The sequence below is a fragment of the Pseudomonas sp. C5pp genome (assembly GCF_000814065.1).
Classification (GTDB): domain Bacteria; phylum Pseudomonadota; class Gammaproteobacteria; order Pseudomonadales; family Pseudomonadaceae; genus Aquipseudomonas; species Aquipseudomonas asiatica.
On record NZ_JWLN01000010.1, the window covers coordinates 1 to 13306 of the forward strand.

The following is a 13306-nucleotide window of genomic DNA, read 5'->3' on the forward strand; positions in this document are numbered from 1 at the left end:
GCGTCCTTTGTAGGAGCAGCCTTGTGCTGCGAAGAGGCCGGTACAAGCAATAGACAGGCTTTGTCAGTACTGGCCTCTTCGCAGCACAAGGCTGCTCCTACAGAGCCTCGCCGAACCAATGAGTCATGTGTTGTTCTATGAGAGCTGGCTTGCCGGCGATGGGCTGCAAAGCGGCCCCGGAGTCTAGTGATCCACGCCAAGGCGCATCGCACAACGGCCCGCAAGCCCATGGGCACGCTCTTCGGCTAGAATTTGCTGCAAGCGTGCATCCAGCAGCCCCTCATCGATCACCTCGAACCCTAACCGCGCATAGAATGGCGCATTCCATGGCACATCGGTAAAGGTGGTCAAGGTCAGCTCCCGCGCCCCCGCATGGCGCGCCGCATCGACCACCTGCTGCAACAGCTTGCGCCCGACACCTTGCCCCTGGGCCTCCCGGCGCACCGAAATTTCATGAAGATGCAGCGCCTGATCCTCGAACCGGGCACAGGCAAACCCCAGAATGCGCCCATCTGGCCCCTCGGCCACCCAGCTCCCGCCAGCTTCGACAAATGCCTGATGGGCGCCGCAGTCCATCACATCTCCTTGCGCCAGCCATGCCAGCGCCGGCCGGGCGGCAAAAGCCTGGGCCGCCGAGCGCTCGACGTCCGGGAGCCATTGAATGTCTTGCACGAGGGTAGGGCGAATGCGCATGAAGAAGTCCTTTCGTTCTAGTCTGCCGCCAGCACCTGCGGCTGCAATTGCCAGCGCACCGAGCTTACACCTTTCTCCAGGCTCACCCGGCTGACCAACCGTTCCAGTTGCGCTGGCGCCTGCGCGGTGCCGAGCAGTTCGGCGCGTACTTCCAGGCGTGCGGGGTTCGCCAGGTCTTCGCTGTGCAGTGACTGCAGGCGCAGCTGCGGGTCGCCCAGGCTGTGCAACATCAGGCTGCGGACCTGGATCTCGTCCTCGGCGCGGCAGACGATGCGCACCTCGAAGTGCTGCTCCACCTCGCTGGCCGGCACCACTTCCTGGCGGTCCAGGCGCTGGGCAATGTCGCGCAACAGGATGTTGGCACACAGCACCACCAGGCTACCCAGCGTCGCTTCCAGCAGCAGCCCGAGGCTGCACAGCACGCCGACTGCGGCCGTGCACCACAACGTGGCGGCAGTGTTCAGGCCACGTACGTTGAACCCGTCACGCATGATCACGCCGCCACCCAGAAAACCGATGCCCGATACCACGTACGCGGCGATACGCGACGCATCGGTGGGCGCCATGCCCGGCACCGCCTGGGTCATCAGCACGAACAGGCAGGCACCGGTGCTGACCAGTGCATTGGTGCGCAGCCCGGTCAGTCGCTGGCGCAGTTGACGTTCGGCACCGATCAGCGCCCCCAGCAGCAGGGCGATGCTGACACGCAGCAGAAATACTTTCCAATCCATAGCAAACCTCTTCCACGGGCACACGCCCGCAAGAACGCCATCAGCTGGCGCGGTTGAAAAACCAGAAAATGCGCAGGAACACGAAGGGGGAGGAAGAAGAGGGGGATTACAAGAAACCACCGTCTTGCCAGGCCGGCCAGACAGTGCAGGACACTGCCGGACTAGCGCGCCACGTGGGCCTGTCGCATGCGACTGGGGCTACTGTCCAATGCAGGTCTCCTGTTCAGGGATGCAAAATTGCGCGGCGGACGTTACGCCCCGTGGCAGGCCAGGTCAAGGGCAAAAACATGACAATGGCTTCATCCGCAAGGGCCCGCAACCGGTCACGCCTGCATGGAAAAAAACGCGGGCAATCGGTACCCTTGCGCCTTCCCTTGCCATCCCCCGGACCGTTCCATGTTGTTCAATCTCGCCGTACTGTTCGGCACCCTGGTGGCCATGGAGGGCGTTGGCACGCTGGCTCACAAGTACATCATGCATGGCTGGGGCTGGTGGCTGCACCGCTCGCACCATGAGCCGCAACTGGGCATGCTCGAAACCAATGACCTGTACCTGGTGGCCCTGGGGCTGATCGCCACGCTGCTGGTGGCCCTGGGCAAGGGTGGTTTTGCGCCCTTGCAGTGGGTGGGTGGCGGCGTGGCGGGGTACGGCGTGCTGTATGTCGTGGCCCACGACGGGTTCTTTCATCGGCATTGGCCACGCAAGCCACGGCCGGTCAATCGCTACCTCAAGCGCCTGCACCGCGCACACCGGTTGCATCATGCGGTGAAGGGGAGAACGGGGAGTGTGTCGTTCGGGTTCTTCTATGCACCGCCGTTGAAGGTGTTGAAGCAGCAGTTGCGGCACAAGCGCAGCCAGTTGTGACAGGGACTGGCAGAGCAGCCCACGATGATGCGACTGCACATGACTCATTGAGTCAGCAGGGACCCTGTGGGAGCGACTTCAGCCGCGAACACCGGCGCAGCCGGTGCCATGCACCGAGTTGGATTCTTCGCGGGTAAACCCGCTCCCACAGGGTACGTGGAAAGGCCCTCAATTCACCGTTTCACCCTTGGGCTGCGCCGCCACATGCCCGCGGCTCACCCACCAGCCAAACGCCGCCGCGGTGAAGAACATGATCAGGCTGTACAGCGCCGCCGGCACCGCCATGGTGGCGTTGTTCAGCAGCGAAGGGCTCAATGCCAGGGCAATCGCCAAGGTGCCGTTATGGATGCCGATCTCCATGCCGATCGCAATCGCCTGGCGCTTGGGAATGTTCAGCAGGCGCGGTACCCAGTAGCCCACGCCCAGGCTCAGCAGGTTGAACAGCAGCGCGGCCAGGCCCACCACCGGCGCGTAGGCAACCACGGTCTGCCAGTCCTTGGCCAGCGCCAGGACGATGGTGAACGCCAGGAACAACGCAGCCACCAGCTTCATCGGCTTCTCCATGCGCGCGGCGAAGGCGGGTGCAAAGCGGCGAACCAGCATGCCCAGCGCCACCGGCAGCAGGACGATGGCAAACACCTGCATCACCTTGGCAAACTGCAGCGGTATGGCCTGGTCCGATGCCATGAACCAGCTCAGCGACAGGTTCACCAGCAGTGGCATGGTCAGGATCGCGATCAGCGAGTTGACTGCCGTCAGGGTGATATTCAATGCCACATCGCCATGGGCCAGGTGGCTGAACAGGTTGGCCGTGGTGCCGCCCGGCGAGGCGGCCAGCAGCATCAGCCCCACCGCCAGCGCCGACTCCAGGCCAAAACCGTTGGCGATCAGGAAGCACACCAGCGGCAGCAGCAGGATCTGGCAAACCAGGCCTACCACCACCGGCTTGGGGTACTTCACTACGCGGGCGAAGTCGGCCAGGGTCAGCGATAACCCGAGACCGAGCATGATGATGCCCAGGGCCAGCGGCAGAAAAGCGGTGAGCAAAGGGGAGGCGGTCATGGGCGGTCTCTCGGGCGAAGGATCCGGTGGAGTGTAGGTCGGCCCTGATTGATAGCTAATCGCAAAACGCCAGCCCTTGGTAACCGTTTGTTACCGAGCGCAGCGCCCAGCGAGGCTGTATGCCGCGTTGCAGCAGGCCTGCAGGCGCAGTAGCATTCCTGTTTTTACCGAGGATTAGCCTGTCATGCCGTTCCAGCAAGGTCTGCTTGCCACCCCGGTGCCGGCCCACGCCCGTCACCTGTTCTTCTCCCTGCAGTCGCCCGAGGCCCTGCCTGCCGCCCTGGATGCCTTGCTGCCGCAGGTCGATGGCGAACAGTTGATTCTGGGTGTCGGTGCCCCGCTGGCCAAGGCCCTGGGCCGTGACGTACCTGGCTTGCGCGCCTTCCCCCAGCTGGATGCTGCCGTGGAGAACCCCAGCACCCAACACGCCCTGTGGCTGTGGCTGCGTGGCGACGAGCGCGGTGACCTGCTGCTGCGGGCCCAAGCCCTTGAGCTGGCATTGGCTCCGGCCCTGCGCCTGGCCGACAGCGTCGATGGCTTCCTGCACCGTGGCGGCCATGACCTGACCGGCTATGAGGACGGCACCGAAAACCCGGTGGACGAAGAGGCCGTGCAGGCGGCAATTGGCGCCGATGGCTCCAGCTTTGCCGCGTTCCAGCTGTGGAAGCACGACCTGGAGTACTTCAAGTCGCTGCCCCAGGCTGACCAGGACAACATCATCGGCCGGCGCCTTAGCGACAACGAAGAGCTCGACGACGCCCCCGAGTCCGCCCACGTCAAGCGCACGGCCCAGGAAAGTTTCGAACCAGAAGCGTTCATGGTCCGTCGTTCGGTGGCCTGGGCAGACCAACGCGGCGCTGGCCTGGCCTTCGTGGCCCTGGGCCACAGCTTCGATGCGTTCGAGGTGCAGCTGCGGCGCATGAGCGGCCTGGAGGACGGCATCATCGACGGCCTGTACCGCTTCAGCCGGCCACTGACCGGTGGATACTACTGGTGTCCGCCGATGAGCGAGACGGGTGTCGACCTGAGCCTGTTGCTGCAAGCCTGATCGCTAAACATCCAGATACAGAAACACCGGACGCAGCCGGGGGCAGCGGCTAGCCTTGAAAGTTTCCGCTTCATGACGGGAGCTTTTCCATGTACGCACGTCGTGATGTCCTACGTGCGGGTGCCACCTTGGGCTTGCTGGCCGCCAGCCCCTGGTTGCACGCCGCTGCCCCGGCGGGTTTGCTGACCCGCCAAGTGCCGAGCACCGGTGAAGCGCTGCCGGTGATCGGCGCCGGTACCTCCGGCAGTTTCGAAGTGCAAGCCGGTTCCGCCCAGTACCAGCAGCTGAAAGTTGTACTGCAGGCGTTCTTCGACGGCGGTGGCCGGGTCATCGACACCTCGCCCAACTACGGCGGCGCCGACAGCATTCTCGGCCAGCTGCTGGAAGAGGGCGGCTGGCACCGGCAATGCTTCATCGCTACCAAGATTGCCGCCGACAGCCGGGCAGACGCCGAAGCGCAATGGGCCGGCAGCCTCGCGAGCCTGCGCACCGACAAGGTCGACTTGCTGCAGATCCACAACCTGCGCGACTGGCAGACCCAGCTGCCTTATGCCCGCGAATTGAAGCAGCAGGGCAAGACCCGCTATGTCGGCATCACCCATTACCTGAACAGTGGCCAGGACGAGGTAGCCCGCATCGTGCGCAGCGAGCCGCTGGATTTCATCCAGATCAACTACTCGGTCAATGCCCCCGACGCCGCCCGCGAACTGCTGCCGCTGTGCCAGGACAAGGGCGTCGCCGTGTTGGTCAACCGGGCGTTCGACGATGGCCGCCTGTTCGCCCGGGTGAAGGACCAGGCCTTGCCCGGCTGGGCCGCAGAGGCGGGTGTCGGCAGCTGGGCGCAGCTGTTTCTCAAGTTCGCCATCAGTCACCCGGCGGTGACCACGGTCATCCCCGCGACCAGCCGGCCCGAGCGCCAACTTGACCAGCTCAAGGCCGGGCACGGGCCGTTGCTGACCCAGGCGCAGCAACAGGCGCTGATCAAGCAGTTTGCCTGACACCATGGCAGCCTGGCGGCGGCGCCTGGACCAGGGGCTGAACATCCAGCCCGGCGAAGGGCCAGCGGTGATCGCCGGTTTGCTGCTGTTCTACCTGTTTTCATGCTGCGCCCGGTGCGCGAAACCATGGGCGTCGCCGGTGGCGTGGACAACCTGCAATGGCTGTTCACCGGCACTTTCGTCGCCACCCTGGCGTGCCTGCCGCTGTTTGGCTTGCTGGCCTCCAAGGTGCAGCGCCGGTACATCCTGCCCTGGACTTACGGCTTTTTTGCCAGCAACCTGCTGCTGTTCGCCGTGCTGTTCGCCCGTAATCCGGAAGCTTCATGGGCGGCGCGGGCCTTCTACATCTGGTTGTCGGTGTTCAACCTGCTGAGCATCTCGCTGGCCTGGAGCGTGCTCGCCGACCTGTTTTCCACCGCACAAGGCAAGCGCCTGTTCGGCCTGCTGGCGGCCGGGGCCAGCCTGGGTGGGCTAAGCGGCCCCATCCTGGGCACGCTGCTGGTAGCGCCGCTGGGCCATGCCGGCTTGCTGGTGCTGGCCGCAGCGCTTCTCTTGGGCAGCATTGGCGCTACGTGGTACTTGCAACGCTGGCGAAAGCTCAACCCTCTACCGGCGCAAGCCGAGCGGGCGGATTCCCGGCCACTGGGCGGCAACCCGTTTGCCGGTGCCACTGCCGTACTGCGCTCGCCCTACCTGTTGGGCATTGCCCTGTTCGTGGTGTTGCTCGCCAGTGTCAGCACCTTCCTGTATTTCGAGCAGGCACGCATCGTCAGCGAAACTTTCACCGACCGTACCCGGCAAACCCAGGTGTTCGGCCTGATCGACAGCGTGGTACAGGCCCTGGCCATCCTCACCCAGGTATTCCTCACCGGTCGCCTGGCCCGCCGGCTGGGGGTGGGCGTGCTGCTGGTGGCGGTGCCGCTGGTGATGGCTGCGGGCTTCCTGTGGCTGGCACTGGCCCCGGTGTTCGCCGTGTTCGTGGTGGTGATGGTGGTGCGTCGGGCCGGTGAGTACGCGCTGGTGCGGCCGGGGCGGGAGATGCTGTTTACCGTGCTGCCCGTCGAGGACAAGTACAAGGCCAAGAACTTCATCGACACCGTGGTTTACCGCGGCGGTGATGCGTTGAGTGGTTGGCTCAAACGCGCGCTGGACGTGATGGGCGAGTATCCGCAACTGGCGATGTTGATCGGTACGTTGATTGCCTTGGGCTGGGCGCTGACCGGCGGGGTGCTGGGAAGGCGACAGGTACGCCTGGAAAGCGCATCGCGCGACTGACAGGCGCGCCAAATATGCTGATGCCGCTTATTTAATGCCGCTGGTCCGAACGCTTCGCATTAAACCGAATCCACCGAAATGACCGAACTCCCAACAGGTGTACGGCGGGTAATGCCGTGCATTCCGAAGTCATACGAGGTTTAAGACCATGGCCAACAAAGAGAACAGCCGCACCGGCAACCAGCAAGGCAGCCAGGGTGGCAACAAGAACCCGGGCAACTTTGCCAATGACCGTGAAAAAGCCTCCGAAGCTGGGCGCAAGGGCGGCCAGCAATCCGGTGGTGGCCGTACCAGCGAATCGGGCCGCAAGGGCGGCCGTTCGTAAGTGAGCCTACGCAGTGCCCGGGTGATCGGGCACTGCGATTCTGCACATGAGGAGAACCCCATGCGATTGATCCCTCTGATAGCACTTGTGGGCACGCTTGGCTTGCTGGGTGGCTGTTTCGACCGGGACAACGACCACCCGGCAAAGGATGCCGACCAAAGCAAACCTTCGCTGCAGATGCAGCAACCCGGCGACAAACCCGCTACCCAACCGGCGCCGGACCCTGAACCGATGCCCGGGCAGAAACCCAGCCAATAAAACGCGGACAAGGACTACGGCATGACGGTAATGACCCGCAAGACCGGCGCGGTGATACCGGCTTCGGCAACTGGGCCAAGCCTGAAGGAGCGTTACCACAAGCTGCTCGTGAGCCACGACACCACGAGCACAGCCTGGCTGAGCGAACAATTGGCACGCGCGCAGCGTTTGCCGGATGACCTGCCTGCCGATCCTGCCCAGCTGGAAGCCTGGAGCGCCGGCAATGCAAGCCAGGTGGCCGAAGCCTATTCCAGTTACCTCGAACAACGCCGCCAAGGCGCACCTCGGCGCTACTTTGCCAACCGCGCCCAGGCGTTGTGGTTCCTGCAACAAGTGGCGCCAACCAAGGCAGTGGACGGGGCATGGCTGCACAGCACCTTGCGCCACTGGGGCGATCCGCGCTATCACGGCCTGATTCGCACCTACCTGGAAGAACTGGGTGGCGGTGATCCGCGCTGCAACCATGTGCTGATCTACCAACGGCTGTTGAGCCGGCTGGGTTGCCTGGGCCTGACAGAACTGGACGACCAGCGTTACCTGCAAGGTGCCTTGCAGTTGGCATTGGGGCGCCATGGCGATGATTTTCTTCCCGAGCTGATCGGCTACAACCTGGGCTATGAACAACCACCGTTGCATTTGCTGATTAGCACTTACGAACTGGCGGAAGTGGGCATCGATGGCCATTATTTCCAGCTTCATGTGACCATCGACAACGCGGCCAGCGGGCATGCGCATCTGTCCATCCAGGCGCTACGCCAATTCTGCCCGGTCGACGACGCTGGCCAGTTCTACCAGCGGGTGCGCAGCGGGTACCGCTTGAATGACCTGGGGCTTGATACACCCAGCCTGATCAGCAGCTTCGATCTTGAATCCGAGCTGCTGTCGGCACTGGAGCGCAAGCGCAATTTTGGCCAATTCATGCATTCCGACCATTGCCGCTTGCAAAAACGCACCGTCAACCAATGGCTGGCCGAGCCCGGTGCCATGCCCGCGTTTCTGCAAGCCTTGCAGGCACAGGGCTGGGTGCGCCGTGGTGAAGCACCCGCCAACAGCCGCTGGTGGGGACTCATCGATGGCCCCTCGGCACCGATGTATGGCGTGTTCACGGCGTATGAAAAACAGCTATGGCACGACTGGATCGCTGCAGGCTTGCAAGCCCGCGGGCGTCGCGTGCTGCCTGGCAGCTGGGAGGTGCAGGTGGAATCGGATGATACGCTCGCGACTCCTGCCCCGGACGCCGATATCCAAACGTTGATCGACACGATGTCCGGTAACCGTCATGCGACACCGGAAGGGTTGCTGGCCACCCGGCGCTACTTGCGTGCTACCGGCCTGAATCAGGAGGTAACCCGCTGATGCTGCTCGATCCACAACAAATCCAGGCTGACCAGGCAATGCTGCAATTGGGCAGGCGCCTGCGCGCCGACGGCTACCGCTTCACCTGCGTCACCCCGGCAACCCATGCTCGCGTGAATGCGCGCCCGGAAGCCGGGCAAGCCAGGACAGTGCGCGATGTGTTCGGCTGGAGCCGCCCGTTCCGTTCGTCATTGGTTTCTGCCGATGAGCTGGACCAGATGCGGCGGGCTCAGGTGCTCAAGCAGCACGGAGAACTGCTGATCAGCACCGTGCGTTGGTCCACGATCGACGACCTGCTGCTGCTGCACTCTGCTTACCCCACCGAGGAAACCGACGCAGTGTTTCTCGGCCCCGACAGTTACCGTTTCGCCCAAGTGATTCACGATCACCTGCAACGCACCCCCAAGCGTGTCGAGCATGCCGTGGATATCGGGTGCGGCACGGGTGTCGGCGCCTTGCTGATCGCCCGCGCGGCGCCCCATGCCCATGTCAGCGCCGTGGATATCAACCCGCTCGCGCTGCGTTACACCGCGATCAACGCGGCATTGGCGGGCTTGAGCAATGTTTCCGTGGAACCCAGTGACGTGCTCGACGGCATTACCGGGCTGTTCGACCTTATCGTTGCCAACCCGCCGTACATGCTGGATGCCTGCCAACGTACCTATCGGCATGGCGGTGGTTCGCTCGGCGCGGAGCTTTCGCTGCGTATCGTCGAGCAAGCTTGCGAGCGGCTCGGCTCGGGGGGCTCGCTATTGTTGTATACCGGCGTGGCGATAAGCGAAGGCCGTGATGCCTTGCTCGAAGCCATTCGCCTGCGCCTGGCAGGCCCGGAATGGTCCTGGGTGTATCGGGAAATCGACCCGGACGTGTTTGGCGAGCAACTGAACGAACCCGGTTACGAGCAGGTCGAGCGCATCGCCGCGGTGGTGCTCACAGTCACCCGCAACAGCTGAGGCAGCATGGCCCGACCCTGCACGTTCGGCATCGAGGAAGAATACCTGCTGGTGAACCTGGACACGGGGCAGGTGCCAGCCACACCTTCGCCAGCCGTGCTCGGGCGTTGTCGCAAGGCGCTGGGCCAGCACTTTGCCCAGGAAATGTTCCGCAGCCAGATCGAGGTGGCCTCGCCGGTGTTCGCCAACCTGTTCGAGGCACGCGAGTTCTTCCAGCACAGCCGCCAGCGGCTGAACACAGCGCTGGCCGAAGAGGGCATGGGCCTGTACGGCGCGGCAAGCCACCCCAATGCCGCCTGGCTGCGTCAGAAACCTGCAACCCCTGCGCATTACCAGCAACTGTTCGCTGACTACCGGCATGTGGCGCGGCGCAGCCTGCTCAACGGCCTACATGTTCACGTGGGCGTACCGCCAGGTTGCGACCGCATCCAATTGATCAACCGTGTTGTGGGCTGGCTGCCTCTGTTGCTGGTGCTGAGCACGTCATCCCCGCTGTGGGCAGGCCAGTGCACCGGCTACATGAGCTACCGGCGGGTAATTTGCGGGGAGTGGCCGCACATGGGTTTGCCCGAGCCGTTGCCGGACTGGGCTGCCTACGAGCGCTACCGCGCATTGCTGCAACGCACAGGGTCGATGGCCGCGGATGGCGACTTCTGGTGGGCGATCCGGCCTTCACGGCGCTTCCCGACGGTCGAACTGCGCATCTGCGATGGCTGCCCGCGGCTGGAGGACGCGCTGTGCATCGCCGCGCTATTTCGTCACCTGGTCGAGCACAGCATCGTGTACCGGCACGACTCGTCCGCCTGCAACCGCGAGCAGCGCTGGATCACCCAGGAAAATTACTGGCGCGCCATGCGCCATGGGCGCCAGGGCGAGTTCATTGGCCTGCATGAGCAGCAGCCGGTCACGGCCGCAGGTTGGTTGGCCCAGTTGCAGGAACAGTTGCCGATCGACACTGTAGACGCCGAACGCGCCTTCCTGCATGCACAACGCCTGCTGCGCGATGGCACCCATGCCGACCAGCAGCTGCAATGCCTGGCCCAGGCCAGCGCTGCAGGCTTGGGCAGGGCGCAGGCATTACGAGCCGTGGTGGCCGCCGGGGCTTGCAATTAGCCGGGGTTGACCGAAAATGGCCGCGCCTTTCGCAGCCACCCGGAACCACCTGCGCCATGATGCTGATCAAGCAATTCCCCGACATTTCCCTGGACGACACGTTGTTTGTCTTCGCCCTCGAAGCCGAGGCCGGCGATGTATTCGCTGACGTCAACACCGTGTTCACCGGCATCGGCAAGGTCAATGCCGCCATCGCCCTGACCAAGGCCATTGCCGCGCGCCGGCCCAGGCTGATCGTCAACCTCGGCTCGGCCGGCAGCCAGCGCCATGGCAAGGGCGAGGTGGTGTGCTGTACCCGATTCGTGCAGCGCGACATGGACGTGACCCCACTGGGCTTCGCCCGTTACCAGACACCTTTGTCGGACATCCCGGTGATGCTGGAGCATGGGGCGCAGATCCCAGGCTTGGCCCTGGAGACCTGCGGCAGTGGCGATAGCTTCGAGATCAACCATGGCGATGCACCCTATGACGTGGTCGACATGGAAGCCTACGTGCTGGCGCTGATCGCACGCAGCGAAGGCATCCCGTTCGTGTGCCTGAAGTATATCTCCGATGATGCCGGCAGTGACGCTGCGCAGGACTGGGCGGTACAGGTGCACCTGGCTGCCGAGGCCTTCAGGCGGGTGCTGTTTAGCCCGGTGTGACCGCTGGTCGGTGTTTGGGCCAGTCGAAAAAAACCATCGATGAGGGCTCTCCTCGAAAACGGTAGGACGGCCTTCGCGGGCAAGCCCGCGAATGGGCCAACACCGGTACACCAGAGGAGAGGCCCCCATGCCTAACAAACCCCACGACCAGTTCAGCATGCAGAACCCGCTGACCCAGTACCCGCACCCACCATTCCCGGCCCAAGGCCAACCAGCACCGGGGCTGGATGCCAACATGCAGCCCGAGCCAGACCACGGCGAAACCACCTACAAGGGTTTTGGCCGCCTGGCAGGGCGCAAGGCGCTGATCACCGGTGCGGATTCGGGCATCGGCCGTGCAGTGGCGATCGCCTTTGCCCGTGAGGGTGCCGACATTGCCCTCAACTACATGCCCATCGAGCAACCCGATGCCCGCGAAGTCATCAAGCTGATTGAAGCCGAAGGCCGCAAGGTGGTGGCAATTGCCGGTGACCTGAAGGATGAGCAGTTCTGCAAGGAGCTGGTCGACCAGGCCCATGAGCAACTTGGCGGGCTGGACATCCTGGTCAACGTCGCCGGCAAGCAGGAAGCGCGCAAGGACATCAGCCAGATCAGCCACGAACAGTTCGATCACACCCTGAAAACCAACGTCTACGCGCTGTTCTGGCTGTGCCAGGCAGCTGTTCCGCTGATGCCGGCGGGGGCGACCATCATCAATACCGCCTCGATCCAGTCCTACCAGCCTTCGGCCACCTTGCTCGACTATGCCACCACCAAGGCAGCGATCGTCGCCTTCACCAAGGCCTTGGCCAAGCAGGTGATCGAGCGCGGCATCAGGGTCAATGCCGTGGCCCCGGGGCCCATCTGGACCGTGTTGCAGCCCAGTGGCGGCCAACCGCCGGAGAAAATTCCCGAGTTCGGCGCACAAACGCCGATGAAGCGACCGGGGCAACCCGCCGAGTGTGCGCCGGTGTATGTGTTGCTGGCCAGCCAGGAGTCCAGCTACATCACCGGCGAGGTGTTCGGCGTGACCGGCGGCAACCCGCTGCCGTAGGGCGGGGCGGCTAAACCTTCGCCGCCCGTTGCAGTCGATTCAGGTATTGGCAGGCAACCCTGGGAGCACCTTCAATGGCTAGGGCAATCTGGAAAGGCGCCATCAGTTTCGGTCTCGTGCATATCCCCGTGGCCCTCAATACCGCGGTGCGCACCGAGCGGGTCGATTTCGACTGGCTCGACAAGCGCAGCATGGAGCCGGTCGGCTACAAGCGGGTGAACAAGGTCACTGGCAAGGAAATCGACAAGGACAACATCGTCAAGGGCGTCGAGTTCGAGAAGGGCCGCTATGTGGTGATCAGCGAGGAGGAAATCCGCAAGGCCCGGCCCGAGGCGACCCAGACGATCGATATCTTCTCCTTCGTGGAGGCTGGCGAGATCCCGCTGCAGCACTTCGACACGCCGTATTACCTTACCCCCGACCGCCGTGGCGGCAAGGTATACGCCTTGCTGCGCGAAACCCTGGCGAAGACCGGCAAGGTGGCGCTGGCCACGGTAGTGCTGCACACCCGCCAGCACCTGGCGTTGTTGCGGCCGCTGGATGATGCGCTGGTGATGATCACCTTGCGCTGGCCCGAAGAAGTGCGTGGGCTGGAAACGCTGGAGCTGGACAGCAGCGTCACCGAGGCCAAAGTGGACAAGCGCGAACTGGACATGGCCAAGCGGTTGGTCGAGGACATGAGCGGGCAGTGGAAGCCTGCGGATTACCACGATGCCTTCCGCCAGACCATCATGGACCTGGTGGAAGAAAAGGCCAGCAAGGGCAAGATCGAGACCGTGGAGAAGGGCGAGGCGACGGAAGCAGGGAAAGGCGCAGACATCCTCGACCTCACCGAACTGCTCAAGCGCAGCCTCGGTGGCAAGAAGCCGGCGAAGAAGACACGCAAGGCGTCGTGAAAGGGATCGTCCCCGCAAGCCAGCTCGCATGGAACTGTTCATAACTCGGGCCCCTGT

The 13306-nt window shown here is 63.7% G+C and carries 13 protein-coding genes and 2 pseudogenes; 12 read left to right on the top strand and 3 right to left on the bottom strand.

The genetic code is table 11. The annotated features are described in order from the left end of the window. Positions 1-183 precede the first annotated feature (183 nt). The gene (locus tag RR51_RS09880) at positions 184-693 is read right to left on the bottom strand and encodes a GNAT family N-acetyltransferase (protein WP_039613372.1); all 510 of its coding nucleotides are present in this window, start codon (positions 691-693) and stop codon (positions 184-186) included. Between the two features lie 17 nt (positions 694-710). Beyond that, positions 711-1424 (bottom strand): MgtC/SapB family protein, encoded by a 714-nt coding sequence (locus tag RR51_RS09885; protein WP_013972648.1) that lies wholly within the window; start codon positions 1422-1424, stop codon positions 711-713. 396 nt (positions 1425-1820) lie between these two features. Here RR51_RS09885 and RR51_RS09890 point away from each other — a divergent pair, with 396 nt between their 5' ends. Next, the gene (locus RR51_RS09890) at positions 1821-2288 is read left to right on the top strand and encodes a sterol desaturase family protein (protein WP_015270356.1); all 468 of its coding nucleotides are present in this window, start codon (positions 1821-1823) and stop codon (positions 2286-2288) included. Positions 2289-2456: 168 nt separating this feature from the next. Here RR51_RS09890 and RR51_RS09895 read toward each other — a convergent pair whose 3' ends face one another. Beyond that, positions 2457-3350 (bottom strand): bile acid:sodium symporter family protein, encoded by an 894-nt coding sequence (locus RR51_RS09895; RefSeq protein WP_039613373.1) that lies wholly within the window; start codon positions 3348-3350, stop codon positions 2457-2459. Between the two features lie 184 nt (positions 3351-3534). Here RR51_RS09895 and RR51_RS09900 point away from each other — a divergent pair, with 184 nt between their 5' ends. The 11 genes and pseudogenes from RR51_RS09900 to ku all read left to right on the top strand — a co-directional run bounded on the left by RR51_RS09900 (position 3535) and on the right by ku (position 13249). Continuing rightward, on the top strand, positions 3535-4398 hold the full coding sequence (locus RR51_RS09900; protein WP_013972645.1) for a Dyp-type peroxidase: 864 nt from the start codon (positions 3535-3537) through the stop codon (positions 4396-4398). A gap of 89 nt (positions 4399-4487) precedes the next feature. Continuing rightward, entirely contained in the window at positions 4488-5396 is a 909-nt protein-coding gene (locus RR51_RS09905) for an aldo/keto reductase (protein WP_039613374.1), read from the top strand. 4 nt (positions 5397-5400) lie between these two features. Continuing rightward, positions 5401-6671 (top strand): annotated as a pseudogene (locus RR51_RS09910) (NTP/NDP exchange transporter). A gap of 205 nt (positions 6672-6876) precedes the next feature. Further along, positions 6877-6996: pseudogene (locus RR51_RS09915) on the top strand (general stress protein); the annotation flags it as partial. A 60-nt stretch (positions 6997-7056) separates the two neighbouring features. Next, positions 7057-7254, top strand: a complete 198-nt coding sequence (locus RR51_RS09920) for a hypothetical protein (protein ID WP_039613375.1) — start codon at positions 7057-7059, stop codon at positions 7252-7254. Positions 7255-7275: 21 nt separating this feature from the next. Beyond that, a complete protein-coding gene (locus RR51_RS09925) occupies positions 7276-8610 on the top strand; it encodes an iron-containing redox enzyme family protein (RefSeq protein ID WP_039613376.1) in 1335 nt (444 codons plus the stop codon). Next, positions 8610-9563: a N5-glutamine methyltransferase family protein gene (locus RR51_RS09930; protein WP_039613377.1), complete on the top strand. Its 954-nt coding sequence runs from the start codon at positions 8610-8612 to the stop codon at positions 9561-9563. Before RR51_RS09925 ends, RR51_RS09930 begins: the two co-directional genes overlap by 1 nt. Before the next feature lie 6 nt (positions 9564-9569). Then, positions 9570-10676 carry a carboxylate-amine ligase gene (locus RR51_RS09935; protein WP_039613378.1) on the top strand — a complete coding sequence of 369 codons (1107 nt, stop codon included), beginning with the start codon at positions 9570-9572 and terminating at the stop codon, positions 10674-10676. Between the two features lie 56 nt (positions 10677-10732). Continuing rightward, positions 10733-11320 (top strand): 5'-methylthioadenosine/S-adenosylhomocysteine nucleosidase family protein, encoded by a 588-nt coding sequence (locus RR51_RS09940; RefSeq protein ID WP_039613379.1) that lies wholly within the window; start codon positions 10733-10735, stop codon positions 11318-11320. A gap of 127 nt (positions 11321-11447) precedes the next feature. Next, complete coding sequence (locus RR51_RS09945; RefSeq protein WP_013972638.1) at positions 11448-12353, top strand: SDR family oxidoreductase; 906 nt, start codon at positions 11448-11450, stop codon at positions 12351-12353. 74 nt (positions 12354-12427) lie between these two features. After that, entirely contained in the window at positions 12428-13249 is an 822-nt protein-coding gene (ku, locus tag RR51_RS09950) for a non-homologous end joining protein Ku (RefSeq protein ID WP_015270347.1), read from the top strand. The last annotated feature ends 57 nt before the right edge of the window (positions 13250-13306 follow it).